General features: G+C 72.8%; 23 protein-coding genes and 1 pseudogene. 12 read left to right on the top strand and 12 right to left on the bottom strand.

Annotation, left to right across the window (positions count from 1 at the left end; all coding sequences use genetic code 11):
* Positions 1–109: 109 nt before the first annotated feature.
* Positions 110–1,006, top strand: a complete 897-nt coding sequence (locus tag ACQKM2_RS13395; protein WP_427709192.1) for a LysR family transcriptional regulator — start codon at positions 110–112, stop codon at positions 1,004–1,006.
* A gap of 36 nt (positions 1,007–1,042) precedes the next feature.
* Here ACQKM2_RS13395 and ACQKM2_RS13390 read toward each other — a convergent pair whose 3' ends face one another.
* Positions 1,043–2,011, bottom strand: coding sequence for an alpha/beta hydrolase family protein (locus ACQKM2_RS13390; RefSeq protein WP_427709375.1), 969 nt, complete (start codon positions 2,009–2,011; stop codon positions 1,043–1,045).
* A 210-nt stretch (positions 2,012–2,221) separates the two neighbouring features.
* Between ACQKM2_RS13390 and ACQKM2_RS13385 the strand changes: the two genes are divergently transcribed.
* On the top strand, positions 2,222–2,818 hold the full coding sequence (locus tag ACQKM2_RS13385; protein WP_427709191.1) for a TetR/AcrR family transcriptional regulator: 597 nt from the start codon (positions 2,222–2,224) through the stop codon (positions 2,816–2,818).
* A 26-nt stretch (positions 2,819–2,844) separates the two neighbouring features.
* Here ACQKM2_RS13385 and ACQKM2_RS13380 read toward each other — a convergent pair whose 3' ends face one another.
* A complete protein-coding gene (locus tag ACQKM2_RS13380; protein ID WP_427709189.1) occupies positions 2,845–3,252 on the bottom strand; it encodes a RidA family protein in 408 nt (135 codons plus the stop codon).
* Positions 3,253–3,377: 125 nt separating this feature from the next.
* On the opposite strand from ACQKM2_RS13380, the gene ACQKM2_RS13375 reads away from it, so the two are divergent.
* Both ACQKM2_RS13375 and ACQKM2_RS13370 read left to right on the top strand, forming a co-directional pair.
* The gene (locus tag ACQKM2_RS13375) at positions 3,378–3,758 is read left to right on the top strand and encodes a winged helix-turn-helix transcriptional regulator (protein WP_427709187.1); all 381 of its coding nucleotides are present in this window, start codon (positions 3,378–3,380) and stop codon (positions 3,756–3,758) included.
* 147 nt (positions 3,759–3,905) lie between these two features.
* A complete protein-coding gene (locus ACQKM2_RS13370; protein WP_427709185.1) occupies positions 3,906–4,409 on the top strand; it encodes an allene oxide cyclase barrel-like domain-containing protein in 504 nt (167 codons plus the stop codon).
* Positions 4,410–4,442: 33 nt separating this feature from the next.
* On the opposite strand, the gene ACQKM2_RS13365 is transcribed toward ACQKM2_RS13370, so the two are convergent.
* A complete protein-coding gene (locus tag ACQKM2_RS13365) occupies positions 4,443–5,369 on the bottom strand; it encodes a helix-turn-helix transcriptional regulator (protein ID WP_427709183.1) in 927 nt (308 codons plus the stop codon).
* Positions 5,370–5,435: 66 nt separating this feature from the next.
* Between ACQKM2_RS13365 and ACQKM2_RS13360 the strand changes: the two genes are divergently transcribed.
* The gene (locus ACQKM2_RS13360) at positions 5,436–6,068 is read left to right on the top strand and encodes an NIPSNAP family protein (RefSeq protein WP_427709181.1); all 633 of its coding nucleotides are present in this window, start codon (positions 5,436–5,438) and stop codon (positions 6,066–6,068) included.
* Positions 6,069–6,134: 66 nt separating this feature from the next.
* Here the strand turns inward: ACQKM2_RS13360 and ACQKM2_RS13355 are convergent, their stop codons facing one another.
* On the bottom strand, positions 6,135–6,542 hold the full coding sequence (locus ACQKM2_RS13355) for a VOC family protein (protein ID WP_427709179.1): 408 nt from the start codon (positions 6,540–6,542) through the stop codon (positions 6,135–6,137).
* A 112-nt stretch (positions 6,543–6,654) separates the two neighbouring features.
* Between ACQKM2_RS13355 and ACQKM2_RS13350 the strand changes: the two genes are divergently transcribed.
* Complete coding sequence (locus tag ACQKM2_RS13350) at positions 6,655–7,533, top strand: sigma-70 family RNA polymerase sigma factor (protein ID WP_427709177.1); 879 nt, start codon at positions 6,655–6,657, stop codon at positions 7,531–7,533.
* 109 nt (positions 7,534–7,642) lie between these two features.
* Positions 7,643–9,151 carry a DUF4246 domain-containing protein gene (locus tag ACQKM2_RS13345; protein WP_427709176.1) on the top strand — a complete coding sequence of 503 codons (1,509 nt, stop codon included), beginning with the start codon at positions 7,643–7,645 and terminating at the stop codon, positions 9,149–9,151.
* Positions 9,152–9,167: 16 nt separating this feature from the next.
* Here ACQKM2_RS13345 and ACQKM2_RS13340 read toward each other — a convergent pair whose 3' ends face one another.
* From ACQKM2_RS13340 to ACQKM2_RS13330, 3 genes are all read right to left on the bottom strand, one after another.
* Entirely contained in the window at positions 9,168–9,731 is a 564-nt protein-coding gene (locus tag ACQKM2_RS13340; RefSeq protein ID WP_427709174.1) for a dihydrofolate reductase family protein, read from the bottom strand.
* A gap of 87 nt (positions 9,732–9,818) precedes the next feature.
* Positions 9,819–10,481, bottom strand: a complete 663-nt coding sequence (locus ACQKM2_RS13335; RefSeq protein ID WP_427709172.1) for a response regulator — start codon at positions 10,479–10,481, stop codon at positions 9,819–9,821.
* Positions 10,456–11,631 (bottom strand): sensor histidine kinase, encoded by a 1,176-nt coding sequence (locus tag ACQKM2_RS13330; protein ID WP_427709171.1) that lies wholly within the window; start codon positions 11,629–11,631, stop codon positions 10,456–10,458. Before ACQKM2_RS13330 ends, ACQKM2_RS13335 begins: the two co-directional genes overlap by 26 nt.
* A 174-nt stretch (positions 11,632–11,805) precedes the next feature.
* Here ACQKM2_RS13330 and ACQKM2_RS13325 point away from each other — a divergent pair, with 174 nt between their 5' ends.
* Positions 11,806–14,064, top strand: coding sequence for an MMPL family transporter (locus ACQKM2_RS13325; RefSeq protein ID WP_427709169.1), 2,259 nt, complete (start codon positions 11,806–11,808; stop codon positions 14,062–14,064).
* Here the strand turns inward: ACQKM2_RS13325 and ACQKM2_RS13320 are convergent.
* From ACQKM2_RS13320 to ACQKM2_RS13310, 3 genes are all read right to left on the bottom strand, one after another.
* Positions 14,012–14,803, bottom strand: a complete 792-nt coding sequence (locus ACQKM2_RS13320) for a DUF4239 domain-containing protein (protein ID WP_427709168.1) — start codon at positions 14,801–14,803, stop codon at positions 14,012–14,014. The genes ACQKM2_RS13325 and ACQKM2_RS13320 overlap by 53 nt on opposite strands.
* Positions 14,804–15,027: 224 nt before the next feature.
* Positions 15,028–15,198 carry a hypothetical protein gene (locus tag ACQKM2_RS13315; RefSeq protein WP_427709167.1) on the bottom strand — a complete coding sequence of 57 codons (171 nt, stop codon included), beginning with the start codon at positions 15,196–15,198 and terminating at the stop codon, positions 15,028–15,030.
* Positions 15,199–15,478: 280 nt separating this feature from the next.
* On the bottom strand, positions 15,479–16,222 hold the full coding sequence (locus tag ACQKM2_RS13310; RefSeq protein ID WP_427709165.1) for a phosphodiesterase: 744 nt from the start codon (positions 16,220–16,222) through the stop codon (positions 15,479–15,481).
* A gap of 99 nt (positions 16,223–16,321) precedes the next feature.
* Between ACQKM2_RS13310 and ACQKM2_RS13305 the strand changes: the two genes are divergently transcribed.
* Complete coding sequence (locus ACQKM2_RS13305) at positions 16,322–16,957, top strand: CGNR zinc finger domain-containing protein (protein ID WP_427709373.1); 636 nt, start codon at positions 16,322–16,324, stop codon at positions 16,955–16,957.
* A gap of 99 nt (positions 16,958–17,056) precedes the next feature.
* Entirely contained in the window at positions 17,057–17,782 is a 726-nt protein-coding gene (locus ACQKM2_RS13300; protein ID WP_427709163.1) for a dienelactone hydrolase family protein, read from the top strand.
* A gap of 141 nt (positions 17,783–17,923) precedes the next feature.
* Here the strand turns inward: ACQKM2_RS13300 and ACQKM2_RS13295 are convergent, their stop codons facing one another.
* On the bottom strand, positions 17,924–18,751 hold the full coding sequence (locus ACQKM2_RS13295; protein WP_427709161.1) for a peptidoglycan recognition protein family protein: 828 nt from the start codon (positions 18,749–18,751) through the stop codon (positions 17,924–17,926).
* A gap of 262 nt (positions 18,752–19,013) precedes the next feature.
* Here ACQKM2_RS13295 and ACQKM2_RS13290 point away from each other — a divergent pair.
* Together ACQKM2_RS13290 and ACQKM2_RS13285 are read left to right on the top strand one after the other, a co-directional pair.
* Positions 19,014–19,235, top strand: a pseudogene (locus ACQKM2_RS13290) (TetR/AcrR family transcriptional regulator); the annotation flags it as partial.
* Positions 19,236–19,312: 77 nt separating this feature from the next.
* A complete protein-coding gene (locus ACQKM2_RS13285; RefSeq protein WP_427709159.1) occupies positions 19,313–20,173 on the top strand; it encodes an MBL fold metallo-hydrolase in 861 nt (286 codons plus the stop codon).
* A gap of 22 nt (positions 20,174–20,195) precedes the next feature.
* Here ACQKM2_RS13285 and zwf read toward each other — a convergent pair whose 3' ends face one another.
* Positions 20,196–21,659 (bottom strand): glucose-6-phosphate dehydrogenase, encoded by a 1,464-nt coding sequence (zwf, locus tag ACQKM2_RS13280; protein ID WP_427709157.1) that lies wholly within the window; start codon positions 21,657–21,659, stop codon positions 20,196–20,198.
* Positions 21,660–21,774: the final 115 nt, after the last annotated feature.

Raw genomic sequence — 21,774 nt, 5'->3', positions numbered from 1 at the left:
TGAGGCCGGGCGGGCCGGGCCTCCGCGTTCCGTCGTGCGCTTCGCCTCAACGGTATGGAGCCGCACCGTTGACTTCAACTGCATGTAAAGCACTCCTAGGATTACTCGCATGCAATTGGATTTGAACCTGCTCACCGCGCTCGACGCGCTGTTGGAGGAGGGGAGCGTGGCCGGGGCGGCCGCGCGCCTCCATGTCACCGCCCCCGCGATGAGCCGGAGCCTGGGCCGGATCCGGCGCGCGACGGGGGATCAGATCCTGGTGCGCACCGGCCGAACGATGACCCCGACGCCGTATGCGATCGCCGTCCGGGCGCAGGTGCACGAGCTGCTGCACCAGGTCCAGGGGGTACTGGCACCGAGCCGTGAACTGGATCTGTCGACGTTGGAGCGCACTTTCACGCTCCGCTGGCACGATTCCCTGGTCGCCCTGGGCGGACCCGCGCTGCTCGCGTCGGTGCGCGCGCAGGCGCCGGGCGTACGGCTGCGCTTCGTCGCGGAATCGGGCGTCGACACACCCGGACTGCGGCGCGGCGAGGTCGACCTGGAGGCGAACGCGAACCGCCCGGGCGTACCGGACGTCCGCGCCGAGGAGGTGGGCGAGACCCGCCTCGTCGTGGTGGTGCGGCGCGGGCACCCCCTCACCCGCGCGAGGACCCTCACCGCGCAGGCGTACGCCGCGGCCGAGCACGTGGCCGTCTCGCGGCGCGGGAACTTCGGCAACGCCCTCGACGAGGCCCTCGCACGGCTCGGCCTCGGCCGCCGCGTGGTGGCGACCGCGCCCACGGAAGCGGCCGCGCTGGCGTTCGCGCGCGGCTCCGATCTGGTGCTCAGCGTCCCCGAGGCCACGACGCGCTCCGGGGTCGACGATTTCGGCCTGGTCGTGCTCCCCCTGCCGCTGGAACTGCCGTCGGCACCGGTGTACCTGTCGTGGCATCAGCGCTATGACACCGACACCGCCCACGCCTGGCTGCGCGGGCTGGCGCGCGAGGCCCTGACCCTGGCGTGAGGACGGCGCCGGTCAGGGGCTGGGACGCCGGCCCGGTCAGGCCGTCTCCTTGGTCTCGACCCGGCCCATCGGGTGTGGGCCGGCCGTCAGCGCGGCGCGCGCTGACGGCCAGGAGGGGTCACCGGGGTGGAGCGCGGTGCGGAGGTAGGCCAGGGTGAGGCGCGCGACGGCGGCGACTCGTTCGGGGTTCTCGTCCGTGGTCTCGGCGACGTCGTAGCCGGAGATCCCGCCGAGCCCGTGCTCCGCGTCGAAGAGGGTGAGCAGGGCCTTGGGGGCCGGGGCGAGGGTGTAGGGATCGGTGTGCCAGCCCGGGCCCCGGACGGTCAGGAAGGCGGAGTCGTCCTTGTCGCCGGCGACCACGAGGGCGGGCGTCGTCATCGGGGAGAAGTCCGTGGTCAGGAAGAAGGGGTAGTTCTCGGCCGTGAACTCGGTGAGGGCGTCGCCGCCTCGGCCCGGTGCGGCCAGCAGCACGCCCGCCTTGATCCGGGGCTCGGCCAGGTTCACTTCCCGTCCGTCGCGGGGATCGGTGAGCCGGGCGCCCAGGAGCAGGCTCGCGGTGTGCCCGCCCATCGAGTGCCCGGCCACGGCGGCCTTGTTCCGCGCCAGGCGTCCGGCGAGCCGGGGGACGGCGGCCTCGATGGCGTCGAGCTGGTCGAGGATGCGGGTCATGTCCTCGGCGCGGGTGCGCCAGTGAGGGGCCGCCGCGGGGGCGCCGGGGTCCGGGCCCAGCGTCCGCGAGTCCAGGTGGGTGGGCTGGATCACGACGAAGCCGTGCGCCGCCCAGAAGTCGACGAGGGGGGCGTAGCCGTTCAGCGAGGAGAGGTTGTTCGAGAAGCCGAGGCCGTGGGAGAGGAGGATGACGGGCAGGTCGTCTCCGGACACCGGGGCGGAAACGCGTACCTGGAGGTCCGAGGCTCGGCCGGGAGCAGGCAGCACGACCGGGCTGACGGAGATGACGGGAGTGGGCGAGCCGAGGGTGTCGGCCGTGTGCGTCGGTGCGGTCATCATGCGCATTCCCTTCGAGGGCCCGGGCGGCCCGGCGCGCAGGGCCGGGCCGCGGGCGGGGCGGGGCGGGGCAGGGCTGGATCGGGGCAGGAGCGGACCGCGGGTTCGGCTATCCTGCTGCAAACGGAGCGCGGTTCCGTTTCAGAATACGGAGCACTGTTCCGTTTCGTCAACGGCCGTCATCGTCAAAGGCGTTGGAAGGAGAGTGCGGTGCCCACTGCCGGCAAGCCCGGAGGAACGTCAGCCCGCAGCAGGCGGGCTGACGCGGTGCGCAATCAGCAGACACTGCTCGATGCCGCCGCCGAGGTCTTCGCGACCTCGGGAGTAGAGGCACCGATCCGGCAGATCGCGGCCCGCGCGGGCGTCGGAATGGGGACGATCTACCGCCACTTCCCCACCCGGGCGGATCTCGTCGCCGCCGTCTACCGCCACCAGGTGGAGGCGTGCGCCGCGGCCGGCCCGGACCTGCTGGCCGATGGCGGCCCGCCGATCGAGGCACTGCGCCGGTGGGTGGAGCTCTTCATCGACTTCCTGGTCACCAAGCACGGACTCGCGGGCGCACTGCAATCGGACGGCAGCGGCTTCGACGCACTCCACGCCTATTTCCTCGACCGCCTGGTGCCCGTCTGCACGCAACTCCTCGACGCCGCGGTCGAGGCCGGTGAGATCCGGGCCGGCACGCAGGCCTACGAGCTGATGCGCGGCATCGGCAACCTCTGCATCGGCCACGACAGCGACCCGCGCTACGACCCCCGCCGATTGGTCGAACTGCTCCTCCAGGGACTGCGGCTACCGCAGTCGCGCTGATCCGGCCCCGGGTGCGCAGGGCCTGTTCAGCCGCAGACCGCGGTGGCTTCGACCTCGACCAGGTGCTCGGGTACGTCCAGCGCCGCGACGCCCAGCAAGGTGGCGGGGGGCGTCGGGGTGACGCCCAACTTCGCGGCCGCCCGGGCGATCCCTTCCATGAGCAGCGGCATCTTGTCAGGGGTCCAGTCGACCACGTGGACGGTCAGCTTCGCCACGTCGTCGAACGAGGCGCCGACCTCCGCCAAGGCGGTACCGACGTTGAGGTAGCACTGCTCGACCTGAGCGGCGAGGTCCCCCTCACCGACCGCGACGCCGTCCGCGTCCCAGGCGACCTGGCCCGCGACGAAGACCAGCTTCGAGCCGGTCGCGACCGACACCTGCCGGTAGGCGTCGATCCTCGGCAGTCCGCCGGGGTTCACCAGGGTGATGGGCATGCCGGTACCTCCTTGTCGTGGAGCGTGCGCTCCGCCACGCACGTGCTCTCTTGTGGTTACTCGGGAACCGTAAGAGAGTCTTCGCTGACCTGGAAGAACGCACTTTTCAGTGACTGGGGAACCTCATGGGAACCAAGCAGCTCAGCAGCTCGATCAACGAAGCGGACGTAAGGCGCGCCGACACCCTGGCCCGGGAGATCTTCTCGGACGTCGCCAACAAATGGGCCCTCCTGATCATCGACGCCCTGGGAGAGCGCACTCTGCGCTTCAGTGAACTGCGGGACGGGATCGAGAACATCAGCCACAAGATGCTCACCCAGAACCTGCGCATGCTCGAACGCAACGGCCTGGTCGAGCGCACCGTGCACCCCGTCGTGCCGCCGCGGGTCGAGTACACCCTGACCGAACCGGGCCGGGCCCTGCGCGCGACCATCGACGGACTGTGCGACTGGACCCACCGCCACCTCGGCCACATCGAAGCCTCCCGCCACCGCTTCGACGGCTGACTTTGGTCCGACAGGCTGGATGTGCCGGTGGGTCGTGCCGGGGTACTCCGTGCGGCGGCGGAGTCGAGGCTATGAAAGGAATCGACCTAAATCGGATGGAAGTTAGCCATCCGGTCATTCCAGAACATAAGCCTCAGGAGTCGCACGATGCGCCCCATCAAAGCGGCCTGCCTCGGCACGGCCACACTGGTCACCCTCCTCACCTGCACCTCCGTCGCGGGCGCCGCGACGGACACCGGTTCCGCCCAGGCCCGGGACAAGGGCCGGACCATCACGGTCGTGGCCGTGGTGCAGGAGGTGAAGCGCTTCCCCGTCCCCCCCGTCGTCACCGGCAGCCCGAAGCAGGGCGATCAAGTCGTCGTCCGCTCGCTCCTCTTCGACGAGGAGGACCACCAGATCGGCGAGACCCACGGCAGCTGCGTCACCACCCGGGGCGGCGCCAATGAAGCGGAGCAGTGCCTCGTGACCTACATCCTCCCGGGCGGCCAGCTCACCACGCAGGGGGTGTACTTCAACTACCTCGACCAGGGCCCCTTCGACAGCGCGATCACCGGCGGCACCGGGAAGTACGAGAAGGCCCGGGGCTCGGTCCACTCCATCACGACCTCCCCGGACCCGGTCACCAGGCGCTTCACGATCCACCTCGTCTGACGGACCCCGGCGTCCGCCGGAAGGAAGTGCGGGTCAGCGATCGTATCGGGCGGCCAACGCCCGTACGGTCGCGGCGATGCGGTCGCGGAGTTCGGCCGGTGCCACCACTTCGACGTCCGTGCCCAGCCGCAGGAACTCCCCGTAGGCGTGGTCGACCGACTCGATCGGCACCCAGGCCTCCGTCCAGCCGTCGCCCTCGGGCCTCACGCCGAGCCGGCGGGCGCCCTCGGGGGTGAGCCGCACCAGAGCCTTCCCCGTGTACAGCCGGCCGCGGAAGTCGGCCAGGTACCGGTCCCAGTACGCGGCCAGGTCGAACCCCTCCGGAGCGGTGAACTCCTCCAGCGGCCGGATGCCGAGGATCTGATCGACCCGGTAGGTGCGTATCCCGGACCGTCCGCCCGCGACCAGGTACCAGCGGCCCGCCTTCAGCACGAGCCCGTACGGCTCCACCCGGCGCTCGATCTCCTCCGGCGCCCGCCAGCGCCGGTACCGCAGCACCACTGCCCGCCGCTCCCACACCGCGGCGGCGGCCGGGGCCAGACAGGGCGTGTGGTCGGCGTCGCGGTACCAGCCGAGCGGGTCGAGCAGGAAGCGCTTGCGGATGCGTCCGGCTTGCTCGCGCAGCTCCGCCGGAAGGGCGGCATGCAGCTTGAGTTGAGCGGTGGCGAGCACCTCCCCCAGCCCCAGGTCGGCGGCGGCGCCGGGGAGCGCGGCGAGGAAGGCGGCCTGCGCCTCGTCCGCCGTGAGTCCGGTGAGCCGGGTCCGGTAACCGCCGACCAACCGGTAGCCGCCCGCGTGTCCGGCGGCGCCGTACAGCGGGATGCCGGCGGCGCCGAGCGCCTCGACGTCCCGGTAGACCGTACGGACGGACACCTCCAGCTCCTCGGCCAGTTCCCGGGCCGTCATCCGGCCCCGGTTCTGGAGCAGGAGGAGCAGAGTGACCAGCCGGCTCGCGCGCATGCCGCCCAGTATCCGCATCCGTCCACTGACAGGAGATGTCAGGGGACCGTCTCTAACCTGCGGCGCATGAACGACTACGACACCGACGAAGAGCGCCCGAAACGGGTGGGCCCGCGCATGAGCATCGTCGAACTCCGGCAGTACACCCTGCGTCCCGGAGCCCGGGAAACCCTGATCGAGCTGTTCGAGCACGAGTTCGTGACCGGCCAGCAGGCGGTCGGCATCACCGTCGGCGGGCGGTTCCGCGACCTGGACGACCCGAACCGCTTCGTCTGGCTGCGGTCGTTCCCCGACATGGCGCGCCGTCGGCGCTCACTGGAGTCCTTCTACTCCGGCCCGGTCTGGCGGGAACACCGGGAGGCGGCCAACGCCACCATGGTCGACAGCGACGACGTCCTGCTGCTGCGCGGGCCCGGCTTCACGCCCGCGCCCGGTGCTCGTGAGGTGCTCGCCACCATCTGCCGTCCGTCGGGGACGACCGCCTTCGACAGGTATGCCGCCCGGCACCTGGGCCCGGGCCACGCCCTGCACCGCACCGAGCACGCCGAGAACGACTACCCGCGCCTGCCGGTCCGCACCGGGCAGGACCTCAGGCTCTGGTTCGGCGCGGCGCAGCCACCGCCGTGGCCGAGCCGGACGCTACGGCTCGAACCGGTCACGCGGGACCCCGCGCGGGCCTTCGCCGTCGACCGGCCCTGAGCCGGCCTCGGGGCACGTGGCCCGCGTGGCCCCGGCGTGCCAGGGCCACGCCGGGGCTTGCGCCGGTCAGCCGTTGCCCCGGCCCGCCCGGCCGCGCTCACGCAGTGCGATGCGGTTGCCGTCCGGGTCCACCACCTCGATACGGATCCCGAAGGGGTACTCCACCGGTTCCGGTGCGTCGAACCCCACACCACGCTCGCGGAACACCTTGAAGTCCGCCCACAGGTCGTCGGACTCCAGGAAGATCGGGCCGGGCACGGAGTCCGGCTGCACGTCGGCCCGCTGCCCTGCGGCCGCGGCGTGCGGCCAGAGGATGATCTCGAGCGGACTTCCGGGAACGCCCACGGTGAGGAAACGGCCGTCCGGGCCCGGATGGTCGATGCGCTTCTCCAGGCCGAGCCGCTCCGTGTAGAAGCTCAACGCGCGGTCCTGATCCGTCACCTTCAGCGTCACGTACATGACATTGGTCAGCATCCTGTCGTCCTTCCGCATGTCCGCCTCTGCCTTCCGGCAGGGGTTCCGGTTACCTGAGCCCCTCGGGGCCCGTCATCACCCATGACGGCGCGGATCCGAGGAAGGTAACAACATGTCCGACAGCAGCACCCAGACCCCGGTGACCGAGGTCTTCGAGTCCCAGCGCGACCGGCTGCGGGCGGTCGCCCACCGGATGCTCGGCTCGCACGCCGACGCCGAGGACGTCGTGCAGGAGGCGTGGCTGCGGCTCTCCCGCCAGGACGCCGCGGCCGTGGACAACCTCGCCGGCTGGCTGACCACGGTGGTCGGCCGGATCAGCCTCGACGTCCTGCGATCGCGCCGGGCCCGCCCCGTGGCGTCCTATCAGGATCGCCTGCCCGAGCTCGTGGTGAGGCTCGACGACGGCCCCGTGCCGGAGGAGGACGCGGTGCTCGCCGACTCGGTCGGGCTCGCGCTCCTCGTCGTCCTCGAATCGCTCCGGCCGGGCGAGCGGCTGGCGTTCGTCCTGCACGACCTGTTCGCCGTGCCGTTCGACGAGATCGGCACGATCCTCGGCAAGTCCCCCGCGGCCGCCAAGATGCTGGCCAGTCGCGCCCGCAGGAAGGTGCGGGCCGCCGAACGGCCGCCCGTGGTCGAACCAGGGCATCGGGAGGTGGTCCACGCCTTCCTGGCCGCGGCCCGCGACGGTGACTTCGAGGCACTGCTCCGGCTGCTCGACCCGGAGGTGAGGCTGACCGTCGACGCCCCGGCCGGGGAGATCGTCGTCCTCGGCGCCACCAAGGTCGCCGCCGGCGCGCAGTCGGCCGCCGGCGCGGCCGCGCGGGGGCGGCCGGCGCTCGTCAACGGCTCCCCCGGCGTCATCTCCTGGCACGCGGACGGCTCCCCGCTCTCACTCCTCGCGTTCACCGTCACCCATGGCCGGATCACCCGCATCACGGCCGTCACCGACCCGGCCAAGCTCGCCCTCGTGGACCTGCCGGACCCTGCGTGAGCGACGGGGCCGCTCAGGCCGTGACGGCCTCGGGCTGGGGTACGGCCGGGGTGTCGGTGCGCTGGGCTATCCTTCCGGCACCGCTCGCCGAATGTTGGGATCATCAGAGTTGACCGGCCTGCCTGCCTTCCCCCTGCCCTTCGAAGCGTCGCGTTCCATCGCGTTCGCGAAAGCCCGGACGCTGCGGGAACTGGAGATGATGGAGTGCAGCGCGCACATCCGGGCGAAGCCGGGGTGGTTCGAGAAGATGCACGATGCCGCCATCGTGGCGCGGTGGCGGCAGGAGGCGGTCGCCCAGGGGCTCACCGAGGCACAGGTCCGGTACGTGCTGGCTGAACTCGGGCACTACGCCGGGCTGCGGGACGGGCGGACGGGCATCGAGGTGTCCGCCGTCGACGGGGTGTGGCAGTCGGACACCCTGGTCGACGAAGAGCTCCGGTCCCGGCTGCGCGAGGCGGTCCGGCCCCTGGAGGAGGTCCCCGAAGCGGAACGGGACTGGCATCCGGGATCGGACGGGCAGGTGCTGGACCTGGTGCACCCCTCACTGTTCTGCCTGGTGCGAGAGGTGAGCGGGGGCCCCGAGGAGGCCTGGCGCAACCCCACGAACCACTACTCGAAGCACGAGTTCTCGGAGAAGTTCCAGTGGCTGCCCACGGACGTCGAGGTCGGCGACGAGGGCGGTGCCGTCTTCCGTTCGTACGTCAACAACGTCCATCCCGAGGCCCATCGCGAGCTCGCCGCCGTCCTGCCGGACGTCTTCGCGCGCATGCGGCCGCTGTGGGAGAACGTCCTCACCGATCTGCGCCATCCCCGGCCGCCTCGGATCGAGGCCGATCCCTACGGGTGGTACGACTCGGAGCCGGAGTATCCGGTCAAGTCGTCCTTCAGTGACGACGCCGCCTACGCGGACGCGCGCAGTGCGTGGGAGGAGGCCCACGAGATCTGGTGGGACACCCGCCGCCCGGTCGTCCCCGACGCGCCGGACTTCGCCCCGCCGGCGCTGCCGGACGAAGCCGCGCGGGTCGACCTGCGCGGGCGCCGCCTCCAGGTGATCGTCAAGCTCGCCACCATCCACCTCACCCCGGACCGGCCCGAGTACGCGGGCGGTTCCTGGCACGTCGAGGGAATGCTGAACGAGCGGATCGTGTCGACCGGCATCTACTACTGGGACGGCGAGAACATCACCGAGAGCAGCCTGGGCTTCCGCGCGGCGCTCGACGACCCGGACTACGAGCAGAACGACGACGAGGGGGTGCGCGAGGTCTACGGCCTGGAGAACGAGGAAGCGCTCAACCAGGTGCTGGGATCGGCGGCGACGCCGGCGGGCCGCTGCCTGGCGTTCCCGAACATCCTGCAGCACCGCGTCGGCTCGTTCCGCCTCGCGGACCCCACCCGGCCGGGGCACCGCAAGATCCTCGCCTTCTTCCTGGTCGACCCCTCGACGACGATCGTCTCGACCTCCGACGTCCCGCCGCAGCAGCCGTGGGCCGCCACTTCCACGATGACGCTCTCGCAGGCCGTGGAGTACCGCGAACAGCTCATGCAGGAACGGAAGTTCTTCGTCGCCGAACACAACGAGCAGCTCTACGAACGGGAGTTCTCCCTCTGCGAGCACTGATCCGTACGACGGGCGCTCAGCGCCTCGTCTCGTACCTGGTGAGGACCACCCCGCAGGGCAGCGTCCGCGTCTCCACCAGGTTCAGGTTCACCCAGCTGTCGAGCGCGGTGAAGAACGGCGTGCCGCCACCCACCAGGACCGGCGCGGTGGCCAGCACGTACTCGTCGATCAGCCCGGCGCGCATGGCCGCGCCGGCGAGTGTCGCGCCGGCGATGTCCATCGGGCCGCCGTCCCCGGCCTTGAGCCGGGTGATCTCGGCGACCGCGTCGCCGGTGACCAGGCGGGTGTTCCAGTCGACTTCGCCGACCGTCGAGGAGAACACCGCCTTCGGCATGTCCCGCCAGCGGCGCGCGAACTCGATCTCGGCCGGGGTCGCGCCGGGCTGCCGGTCGGCGGTCGGCCAGTACGAGCTCATCGTCCGCCACAGCTTGCGCCCGTACAGCGACAGCTCGGTCGCCAGCAGCTGGTCGGACCAGAACCGGAACAGCTCGTCGCTCGGCACGCTCCAGCCGATGTCGTCACCGGGCGCGGCGATGTAGCCGTCCAGGGTCACGTTCATGCCGTAGATCAGTTTCCGCATGCCGCCAGCCTCCCGTGAGTCGGCCCCACGAGTACGGACCGACGCGGCGGCCCGACGGGCTCTTCGGCGGCAGGCCCGGCACCCGGCTCAGGTTCCGGGGAGGATGCGGCGCGTTTCGTAGGCCCACATCGCGATCTCGACCCGGTTGCGGGCGCCGAGTTTGGCCATCAGGCTGGCCAGGTGCGTCTTCACCGTGCTGAGGCTGATGTGCAGTGCGTCGGCGATCTCGGTGTTGGTCAGCCCGCGGGCGACGGCGAGGAGCACCTGCTCCTCGCGGGCGGTGACCGGGGAGACCGGCTGGGCCGCGGGCCGGCCGGCGGGCAGGTCCGCGAAGGCCTGGAGCAGGCGGACGGTGACGCTGGGCGCGATGAGCGCCTCGCCGTCGGACGCCGACCGTACGGCCTGCGCCAGGAGGTCCGGCCCCGTGTCCTTGAGGAGGAACCCGCGGGCGCCGGCACGCAGTGAGCCGTAGACGTACTCGTCGAGGTCGAACGTGGTGATCACGACCACGGCCAGCGGGTCGGCGACGCCGGGGCCGGCGAGCAGCCGGGTGGCTTCGAGCCCGTCGAGTACGGGCATGCGGATGTCGAACAGGCAGACGTCGGGGCGCAGTTCGCGGGCCAGACGTACCGCCTCGCCCCCGTCGGCGGCCTCGCCGACCACCTCGATGCCGGGCTGGGCGTTCAGTATGATCCGCAACCCGGTGCGGATGATCGTCTGGTCGTCAGCGACGAGGACGCGAATGGGCACCGCTCTCGCTCCTCGCTCTCGGCAGTTCGGCTTCGACGTGCCAGCCCCGGTCGGTACCCGGGCCGGCCAGTAGTGTCCCGCCGAGCAGGGTCGCGCGCTCGCGCAGTCCGGTGAGTCCGTATCCGTCGCGGCCCCGGCCGGTGCGCCGGCCGTCGTCGCGCACGCTCACCCGTACCGTGTGCCGTTCCGCGGCGACCCGGACGACGAGCTCGGTCGCGTCGACCGCGTGGCGCAGCGCGTTGGTCACCGACTCCTGCACGATCCGGTAGACGGCCGCGTCCACGGCCGGGGGCAGCGCGTCCAGTTCGCCGTCGAGCCCCAGGTCGACCCGGAGGCGGCCGCCCGGGGTGCGCACCAGGCGCTCCAGGTCCGCGACTCCGGCGGGGGGCGCCAGCTCGGCGCCGACCCCGCGGTCGCGCAGCGCGGCGACCATGGCGCGCATTTCCTCCAGCGTGCGCGCCCCTTCCTCCTCGACCCCCTCCAGCGCCTCGACGGCGGCCGACGGGTCGGTGCCCGCGAGCACCCGGCCCGCCTGGGCGATGATCACCATGGCCGACACGTGGTGGGCCACCGTGTCGTGCAGTTCCCGGGCGAGCCGCTCGCGCTCGCGGGAGCGCACCTGCTCCAGCTGCCGCTCGTGAGCGGTCACCCGGAACCGCACGGCGGCCCCGAGCACGCCGGGCAGCAGCAGGAAGGCGAGGCCCACGGCGTTCTCGGCGACCGGGGTCTCGTCCATGGCGGAACACAGCGCGCCGGCCGCGAGGATCACCGCGCCGCCCAGCACGACCTCGCGTCCCGATCCCCACCGCGGCAGCGCGTACACCAGTACGAGCACGACCGCGTCGGTGTAGAGGCCGACGGGCTGCTCGCGCGGCGCGGCGACGAGCGAGGCCACCGGAAGCAGGACCACCGAACCGAACGCCAGCGTCACCGTCGCCAGCGGGCGGGTCCGGCGCCACAGGGGCAGCAGGCACAGCCACACGGCGAACACCACCGCCACCGGCCGCCACACGACGTCCTCACGCAGGGCGGCCTCCAGCGCCACACCGGCGAGGCCCGCGGCGAGCAGCGCCCAGTCCCGCCGCACCCGGGCGGGCGCGCCGGGCGGCCGGGGTTCGGTCCACAGGGTTCGCAGGTCGTCTCGCAGCACGTACTCAGCCTAGGGACCGCGCCGCGCCGCGCATCGGCCGAAAGGACGGGTTCTCACTCCGACTTGGGGCCGACGGATCCGCGGCCCGCGGGCCGATGCCGTGGAGCGCCGTGGCGGCGAGCCTCGGCATCGGCGGCCGTACAAGGACGGCCGACGAGGTGGTTGGAGGACCCGATGCTCTCGAAAGCCCTGTTGCGCCTGGGCGCAGGCGCCGCCCGCCATCCCTGGCGGGTGATCGCGGCATGGCTGGTCGCCGCCGTGCTCGCCGTCCTCGCCGCCGTCGCCTTCGGCGGGCGGACCGCGGACTCGATGACCGCTCCGGGGCTGGACTCCCAGCGGGCGGCGGAACTGATCGGGCGGGCCGGCACCGGCCAGGAGGGGATGACCGCCCAACTGGTCGTCACCCCCCTCGACGAGGGTGCGACGTTCTTCGGCGACGAGAGCGCGCGCACCGCTCTCACCCGGCTGCGGACCGAGGTGGAGCGGCTGCCGCACGTGCTCGGCGCGAGCGATCCGGCCGGGGCGCTCGGCGCGGGCGGGGACACCGCCGTGCGCGGCGGCCTCGTCTCGGCCGACGGGCGGATCGCGGTCGTCCGGGTGCAGTACCCCGAGCAGAGCCGGCTGTCGGCCGGGGACCTCGACGCCCTCGTCGGACTCGGCGACCGGCTGCGCGCCGAACTGCCCCTGCGCGTCGAGATGGGCGGCAGCCTCTTCTACGCCTTCTCCGATCCCGACGGCGGCGTGAGCGAGTTGATCGGCCTCCTCGCCGCGGCCGCGGTCCTGTTCCTGGCGTTCGGTTCGCTCGTCGCCGCCGCGCTGCCGATCGGCATGGCGGTGTTCGGGCTGACCGTCGGGGTCGCCACGATGACGGTTCTGGCGCGGGTGACGGACGTGCCCGCCTTCGCACCGGTGCTGGGCAGCATGGTCGGGCTCGGAGTGGGCATCGACTACGCGCTGTTCGTGCTCGCCAGGCACCGGGAGTACCTCGCGCGCGGGCTCGATCCGCACGAGGCGGCCGGTCGCGCGGTGGCGACGGCGGGGCGGCCGGTGGTCTTCGCCGGGGGCACCGTCGTCGTGTCGATCCTCGGGCTGGCGGTCGCGAACGTGCCGTTCATGACGGTGGGCGGGGTCGCCGTCTCGATCGTCGTCCTGACGATGGTGCTCGCGTCGGTGACGCTGCTGCCGGCCTTCCTCGGCGCGGCCGGCCCGCGCCTGGGCCGGGCCGGCCGGATCGCGCGGGCTCTTCGGGCGGGGCGGCCTGGCCGGTTCGGGCGGCGGCGGGACCCGGAGGCGGGCGCCGTCCCCGCCGCCGGGTGGCGTCGCTGGATCGGGCACGTCAGCCGGTACCCGGTGCCGTACGCGGCCGGCGCGGCGGGGCTGCTGCTGGCGGCGACGCTGCCGGTGCTCGGCCTGCACGTCGGCCTGCCGGACGACGGGTCGCTGCCTCGGAGCCGTACCGAGCGCCGCGCGTACGACCTCGTCGCCGAGGGGTTCGGGCCGGGCACCAACGGTCCCCTCGTCATCGCCGCCGACCCCGCCGGTGATCCGGGCGTGCTGGACCGTCTCGTCGGGGCGGTCGCGGCGGATCCGGGCATCGCGTCCGTCGCGCCGGCCCACGTCGACCGGGACACCGGCATCGCGACCCTCGTGGTGTTCCCGACCACCAGCCCGCAGGACGGGGCCACGGCCGACACCCTCGCCCGGCTGCGCGGCGAGGTGCTGCCCACGGCGATCGGGGACGGCCCGGCCAGGGCGCACGTCGGCGGTGCCGCCGCGAGCCTGGCCGATGTGGGCCGGCGCACCAGCCAGCGCCTGCCGGCGTTCGTCGCCGCCGTGCTGGCGATGTCGTTCCTGCTGCTGATGCTGGTCTTCCGCTCGGTACTCGTACCGCTGAAGGCGGTACTGCTGAACCTGCTGAGCATCGGCGCGGCCTACGGGGTCATGGTCGCGGTCTTCCAGTGGGGCTGGGGAGGCTCCCTCATCGGGCTGGAAGCGACGGTTCCGATCGTGTCGTTCATCCCGATGTTCCTCTTCGCCATCCTGTTCGGCCTGTCGATGGACTACGAGGTGTTCCTCCTCTCGCGCGTGCGTGAGGAATACGTGCGCGCCGGCGACAACGCCACGGCGGTCGTGGAGGGCATCGCGGGTACGGCCAGGATCATCACGTCGGCCGCGCTCATCATGGTGGCGGTCTTCCTGTCCTTCGCCGTCGCCGACGACCCCTCCGCCAAGATGTTCGGGCTCGGCCTGGCCACCGCGATCCTCATCGACGCCACGGTCGTACGCATGGTGCTGGTACCGGCGACGATGACGCTCCTCGGCCGGGCCAACTGGTGGCTGCCGAAGTGGCTGGACCGGATGCTTCCGTCGTCGCCGCGGTTCAAGGGGCCCAGTACCGGGCGAGAGCCCCTTCCCGGTAGGGGGCGGGGCTGACGCTGAGGTCGCCGGAGAAGGGGCGGTCCAGGACGAAGACCAGGAGCAGGCTGAAGCCGATCAGTCCGGCGACCGAGGCGACGAAGAGGATCTGGACCCGTAGCTTGCGCAGGCCGTAGAGGAACGTGAGGGGGATGAGGACCAGGGCGCCCCCGAAGGCCAGCGCTTGGAGCAGCGGTGGCAGTTCCTGGCGGGCCATGGTGATGCGGGCGCGGCGCTGGGAGGCGACGTCGTCGAGGTGGTCGACGGCCTGTTCGTAGAACACCTGCTGTGCCGGGCTCTGGGGGACGTAGGTCTGGAGCACTCGGAACGCGTTCTGCAGGTGGACTTCGGTGGCGCCGTAGCTCGGGTTGCCCTGCCGCATCCGGGGCCATTGGTCTTCGACGACCGCGTGGACGTAGCCGCTCATGGCCGAGTCGAGGCGGGCGCGCACCGGTTGGGGGAACGCGGCGGCGTCGCGTGTGATGAGTGCCGCGCTGGTGGCTTCGTTGGCGACGATGGTCTCGGCGTCGTCCAGTTGCGTCCACAGGGTGACGATCACGAAGGCGAGGATGATCCCGTAGATGGCGCCGAACATCCCCAGGGTCACGCCGACCATGTCGTTGTGCTCGCCGCCCGCCAGCGAGGGGTGCCTGCGGCGCAGCAGCACGCTGCCGCCGACGGCCAGGAGGACGGTTCCCCCGACCGCGACGACGGCGAGCGTGAAGGTGCTGAAGTGGTTGAGCAGCCATAGGGACATGTGCGTGGAGTGTAGGGTCGGCGCCCGCGCGCAAGCCGTCGCGCACATGCCGTCCAGGCGGTCGCGGACAGCCTCCGGGCGGTGACGTTCACGCCATCGTGTGAAGCCTCTCGCGTGCCGGGTGAGGTATGCGCGGCGCGGTCGGGTCGGGTCGGGTCGGGTCGGGTCGGGCTGGAGCGTGCCTGTGTCCGGGCTTCCGGTCGGGCACACCGGTGGAAGACGGCTCAGGGTTCGCGACCGGCGAGGACCCGATCGGCCTGGTAGTGCGGGCAGTCCAGCAGGTGCCAGGTCACCGACAGGCCGCCCTCGACGACCACCACCGTGCGCGCCTCACCGCTGTCCTCGTCCGCCTTGCACAACCGGCACCTGCACAGCGTGGTGGGCAGTAGCCCCATCACCCCACCCCCTCCAGGCCCCGCAGGACGCCAACCAACCCACATCTATCAAATGCGGGCGGGTTCCGCCCCGTTACCCGCGCGTTCGGTGGACAAACGGGCGGTGCCGCCCGGCTCGCCCCTGAGGACCGCCGCCGGTCTCGCTGACGGCGTGCCGGCCTCAGGCCGTCGCGGCGGTACGGACTCCCAGGCCGATCAGCGCCACCGCGGTGACCCGGCTCACCGCGGCCCGGAAGCCGGCCAGGGCGTACGGATGGACGTACGGGTGGTCGGGCACGGGTCACTGCACCACGCGGAAGTGGGTGGTCAGCCGCCGGTCTCCGTCCAGCAGATGGAAGGCCAGGCCGGGCGGCTGGTCCCGGTCGGCCGGTGCCTCGCCCTCCCAGGGCAGGCGCAGGGTCCAGGTCACCGCCGGGCCGATGATCAGCGGGCGCCCGGCGAAGGACGAGGCCGCGGCGGTGTGGGCGTGGCCGGTGAGGACGGCGGCCACCCGGGGGTGCGCGTCGAGCAGTGCGGCCAGCCGCTCCGGCTGTTCCAGCCGGCTGGCGTCGGGCAGCGGGTGGTACACGTCCACCGGCGGCTGGTGGAAGGCGAGCAGGGCCGGAACGCCGTCCGGCAGTCCCGCGAGCGTCGCGTCGATCCACTGCGCGGTCTCGGTGTCGATCAGGCCGTGGTCGTGGCCGGGGACGGTGGTGTCGCACATCAGGACGGCGGTGGCGCCGATGTGGTGGACCCGGTTGACCGGCCCCTCGGCGGGGGCCTCCCCGAGCAGCGCCTTGCGGTAGGCCGGCCGGATGTCGTGGTTCCCGGGACAGGTCAGGACCGGGAACGGGAGGTCGAGCAGGCGGGCGGCCTCCTCGTACTCGGCCTCGGTTCCGTGGTCCGCGATGTCCCCGGTGACCAGCAGGGCGTCCACGGGCCGGGCCAGGCTCCGCAGGTGCTCCAGGACGCGCGCGGCGCGTGCGGTGGCTCGCGGGGTGCCGTCCAGGTGCAGATCGCTGATCTGGGCCAGCAGCAGAGTCATTCCAGCTCCCCCTAATGGAATTTTTTCATTTACCGTTAGCGAGGCTGACCCTAAGGTGTACGGAGGGAAGCGGGCAAGGGCGTGAGAGCGGAGACGACTGTGGAGCGCTGGCTGGCGCTGGAGCTGGCAAGCACCATCCGGCACGACGGGGCGGGGGGTGTCGCGGACGACCTGGCGGGAGTCGAGGGCCTGGCGGTCTGGCTGAACGAGCAGTCGGACTTGCTGCCGGGCGGTCTGCCGACGGGACTGCCGGTCGATGAGCGTCTGCGGCAGGAAGTCACCGGGCTGCGAAGGGCGGTGCGGGCCCTGTTCGCCCGCGCGGTCAGCCCGGCGCCGCCGAGCGCGGCGGACGCCGGCCGGCTGATGCCGGCTGCGGAGGCGGTGGCCGCGCTCAACGCGGCGGCGGCACTGGAACCCGTCGTTCCGCAGCTGGCCTGGCCAGCCGCCGGACCTTCCTCCGCAGCCCTGCACCCGGCTGCCGCCGCGTCCGGGGCCGGGGCGGGGGCCGCTTCCGAGCCCGGGGTGCGGGACCGGGTGCTCGCCGCGCTGGCCCGGGCCGCGATCGAGTTCCTGGCCGGGCCGCAGCGCGAACAGCTCCGCTCCTGCTCGGCGCCGCGCTGCGTGCGGTACTTCCTGCGGAGCCACGGGCGACAGGCCTGGTGCAAGCCGTCTTGCGGCAACCGCGCCCGGGTCGCGCGCCACGCCGAACGCCGCCGGGCGACAGGGCCGGCCTGATCCGCTCATGCGTCCGGGTGATGCAGTCGGGACAGACCGCCGTCTGCCATCAGTGAACACCGGTCCGAGCGGGCTCGACGGCCATTACCGTCGCGTCGCATGACGACGGTCACAACCCGTACGGTCGAATACCCGGCCGACAGCCTGACGATGGTCGGGCACCTCGCGCTCCCGGCCGGTGCCGGGCGTCGGCCCGCGGTCCTGATCGGACCCGAGGGCATGGGGCTCGGCGATGTGGAGCGCCGCCGGGCCGAGGCCCTGGCCGAGCTGGGGTACGTGGCGCTGGCCTTCGACCTCCACGGCGGACGCTACCTGGACGACCCGGAGGAAATGCTGGCCCGCTGCCTGCCGTTGCTCGCCGATCCCGACCGGATGCGGGGCATCGGCCACGCCGCGCTCGACGTGTTGCGTGCCGAACCACGGGCCGACCCCCGCCGGACCGCCGCCATCGGCTACGGCACCGGGGGCGCGGTCGCACTGGAACTCGGCCGCGACGGCGTCGACCTGCGCGCGATCGGGACGGTCAACGCCGTGACCACGGGCCGGCCGGGCGAGGCGGCACGCATCCGCTGCCCGGTATGGGCCGGGGTCGGGTCGGAAGACCCGATCATGCCGCCCGCGCAACGGGACGCGTTCACCGCGGAAATGCAGGCCGCGGGCGTCGACTGGCGCCTCGTGGTCTACGGCGGAGCCCTGCACGCCTTCCACCACCCGCCGGTCGACCACCCCACGCCTCCCGGCGTCGGCTACCACCCACGGCACGCCCAGCGGGCCTGGCGTGACATCGTCGACCTGCTCTCCGAGTGCCTGCCCGTCACGGGTTGATCCGATCGGCCCGTGCGCTCCCGCCCTGACCTCCGGGGAGGGCAGGTTTCGGGGGCTTCGATCCGGAGGGCCGTGTCCACGGTCTGGTACGCGCTCGCGCAGACCTTCTGCGGCGTCGGCCGAGGCCCTGCCGGCTGCCCGTCAGCGGGCTCGGAGCGGGTCGAGGAGTCCCGGCGGGAGGTACTCCGCGAGGGACCGGGCGGCGGCGGCCGGGTCGGCGGACCAGTCGACGGGCAGGTTCACCGGCCAGCGGGGCTGTTCCACGGGCTGGGTGCTTCCCAGCCTCAGGGCCACGTCCTGGCGCAGCCGCGGCAGCATCGCGTAGAGCCGGTCGCCGGGACAGGCGGTGCTGTTGAAGTCCCGGTGTCCGTAGATCTCGGAAGGGGAGACGCCGTAGCGGCGGCAGACGTGGGCGCACAGGTCGGCGAGGGCGGAGAACTGTGCCGCGGGGGGCTCGGCGGTCGTGTACGTGCCCTCGTTCTCGATGCCGATGGCCACGCTGTTCTGCCCCACGCAGTGGGCGCCCCGCACCAGCCGGCCCCCGGATTCCAGCGCCGCCAGGCTGTGGTGGCGGCCCTCCAGGACGAACGCGCCGCGGCTGACGGTGAAGTGCTGGCCGGTGTCGATCCAGCCCTGGGTGTCCATGTGGAACCTCTGGATCGCCCGGGCCAGCGCCTGGGCCCGCTCCCGCGAGTAGTCGGTCACGTTGGCCGAGGCCGTGTGGTGCACGATGATCCGCTCGGGGCGCGTGCCGAGGACCACCACCTCCTCGGACGCCTCGCGGGCACCCCAGCCGTCGCAGTCCGTGATCGTGGGCGTCGTGGCCCCGTCCCACCCGCCGGACCGCCGGGGGCCGGTGGCGGCGCGGGCCGCGCCCGAGGCGGCGGCGGGCAGGAGGGTGGCGGCTCCGAACGCGAACGCGGCAGAGAACACGCCGCGGCGGGAGGGCCGCAGGGAGTGGGACGTCATGGAGCCGCCTGTCCGGTGCGGGAGGGTGGGCAACCATCGAAGGGGAGACGACCGCACAAGACGCACAGGCGCGCCGAGGGGTGCTTCGCTTGGCCGGATCTCTTCAGCGCCGAACGGGCGTCCCGGCCGTCGGCCGTGCCATGCCCTGCCCTGCCCCGACGTGACCGCAGCACCGCAGGCCACCCGCCGGTTCCGGACGCCGGCGTCGGCGTGGGTGTGCAGGACGTGCTCGACGCTGGCCATGCCCATGGCGAGCCGGTAGATCGCGGGCGAGGCGCGGGCCACGCTCGGCTCCGTCTACCACTTCTTCCCCGGCGGCAAGGAGGCCGTCGGAGTGGCCGCGATCCGGCACAGCAGCGAGGAGTTCGCCTCGATCCTGCGCACCGCCCTGGCGGCGGAGGCCGACCCCGCCGAGGCGGTGCTCGCGTGCTCCCGGCAACTCGCCTCCGCGCTGCGCGAGTCGGGCTGGGTCGACGGCTGCCCGCCTCGTCCGCTCGTACGAGGGGCACCCCGGGAGTTGAGGCCGTTCCCCGGGCAGCGCCGCGAGGGTAGGTTGGCACCGTGATCGACTTTCTTCGGGACGCTCCGGTCGAAGGCAGCCTCGACGTCGTCTGGCACGCGGGCTGGCCCTCCCCCAAGCACGACCCCGCTCCGGAGATCCAGGTCCACGCCTACTCCGAGCACACGGTGCTCCTGCGCCAGAACATGTCCGTGCACTTCGAAGCCCCCTTCCTCTTCCTGCTCTTCGGCAACGACCGGGCGTTGCTCCTCGACACCGGCGCGTCCGCCGACCCGGACCACTTCCCCCTGCGGGAGACGGTCGACGGGCTCGTCGCGGACTGGCTGGAACGCCATCCGAGGCCCGAGTACCCGCTGCTGGTCGCCCACACCCACGGGCACGGCGACCACATCGCGGCGGACCGGCAGTTCGCGGACCGGCCCCGCACCACGGTCGTGGGCCCGGGACTGGACGAGGTCACGGCCGCCTTCGGGCTCGCCGACTGGCCGCACCGCGCCGGGACGCTGGACCTGGGCGGGCGGATCGTCGACCTGATCCCCGGCCCCGGCCACCAGCGGGCGGCGCTGGTCTTCCACGACCGGCACACCGGCCTCCTGCTGACCGGCGACTCCCTCTACCCGGGGCGCCTCTACGTCGAGGACCGGGCGGCCTACTCGGCCACCGTCGACCGGCTGCTCGACTTCTGCGCCACCCGGCCGGTCCGCCATGTCCTCGGCTGCCACGTCGAGATGACCACCACGCCGGGCGAGGACTACCCCCGCGGCACCGTGCACCAGCCGGACGAGCCGCCGCTCCAGCTCACCGTGGACCATCTGCGCACCCTGCGCAGGGCCCTCGACGAGACCGCGGACGGCCACGGCACCCACCCGTACGGGGAGTTCGTCCTCGTGTACCGCGACTGACCGGCGACCGGCCGACCGGTACCTACGACGAGGGCGTCGCGCCCCGGTCGGGCAGGTGCCAGCGGTAGGGGGCGACGAGGGCTTCGATGCCGTCCGGGCCCCAGCTGCCGGGGGCGTACGGTTCGACCGGCGGGGGCGCGTCGAGGAGGGGGGCGGCGACCTCCCAGAGGCGTTCGACGCCGTCGGACCGGGTGAACAGGGCCTGGTTGCCCCGCATGGCCTCCAGGAGGAGGTGCTCGTACCCCTCCAGGGAGTTCTGCGCGGCGAACGAGGTGCGGTAGTCGAACACCATGGCGGCGTCGGCGAGCCGCATCGACGGCCCGGGTTCCTTGGCCAGGAAGCGGGCGGTGATCGAGCCGGGGTCGCCGAAGTCGATGACCAGCGCGTTGCTCCGGCCGCCGGCGGTGGCCCGGGCGTCCAGCGGGAACATCCGCAGGACCGGCTCGCGCAGGCCGAGCGTCACCACGTGCCGGCCTTCGGCGAGGGCCTTGCCCGTGCGGAGGTGGAAGGGGACCCCCGCCCACCGCCAGTTGTCGATGCCGACGCGCAGCGCCGCGAAGGTCTCGGTGTCCGAGGCCGGGTCGACGCCCTGCTCCTCGCGGTAGCCGGTGTACTGGCCCCGGACGACGTGGGCGGGGTCCAGCGGGCGCATGCTGTGGAAGACCTTGGCCTGTTCGTCGCGCAGCGCGTCCCCTTCCAGGGCGACGGGGGGTTCCATGGCGACGAAGCCGAGCAGCTGGAACAGGTGGGTGACGACCATGTCGCGGAAGGTGCCGGTGCCCTCGAAGAAGCGGGCGCGGCCCTGGATGTCGATGCGCTCGGGCACGTCGATCTGTACGTGGCTGATGTGCTCGCGGTTCCACAGCGGTTCGAAGAGGCCGTTGGCGAAGCGGAGCGCGAGGACGTTGTCGACGGCCTCCTTCCCGAGGAAGTGGTCGATCCGGAACACCCGTGACTCGTCGAAGACGGCGTGGATGGCCGCGTTGAGCGCGCGGGCGGAGGCGAGGTCGGTGCCGAAGGGCTTCTCGACGATGACCCGGCCTCCCTCGGCGAGCCCCGTGTCGCCCAGCAGGGCGATGACCGAGCGGAACGCGACGGGGGGCACGGCGAGGTGGAAGAGCCGGCGCGGGCGGCCGCCGAGGGCGGTCTCGGCCTCCCGTACCGCCGCCAGCAGGGGTTCCGCGGCTCCCGTGTCGGCCGCGCCGAAGGACAGGGCGGCTTCGAACGCCTCCCACTGCGGGCCCTCGGGCCGCGATCGGCCGAATTCCGCGACTGCCTGCCGCGCGTGGGCGCGGAACTCCGCGTCGGTGGGGGCCCCGGCGGCCGGGGCCGTGCCCACGATCCGGTAGCGCCGGGGCATCAGCCCGGCCCGTGCCAGGTGGAACAGCCCGGGCAGCAGCTTGCGCCGCGCGAGGTCGCCGGTGGCGCCGAACAGCACGATGACGTGGTCCGCGGGTGGCTGCGCCGGCTGGACGGGCTGGGTCATGGGGGTCCTTACTCGTCCGCGCCCGGGCGCTGCGCTGCACCGGCACGATCCGGCCCTTGGCGTCTGCGCCCCGGGTGGCGGCCGTGCGTCCTCAGGGCCCACTCTGGGGATCGCC

Source organism: Streptomyces sp. NPDC004126, assembly GCF_050275515.1.
Lineage (GTDB): Bacteria > Actinomycetota > Actinomycetes > Streptomycetales > Streptomycetaceae > Streptomyces.
This window is presented reverse-complemented; position numbering and strand designations above follow the sequence as displayed.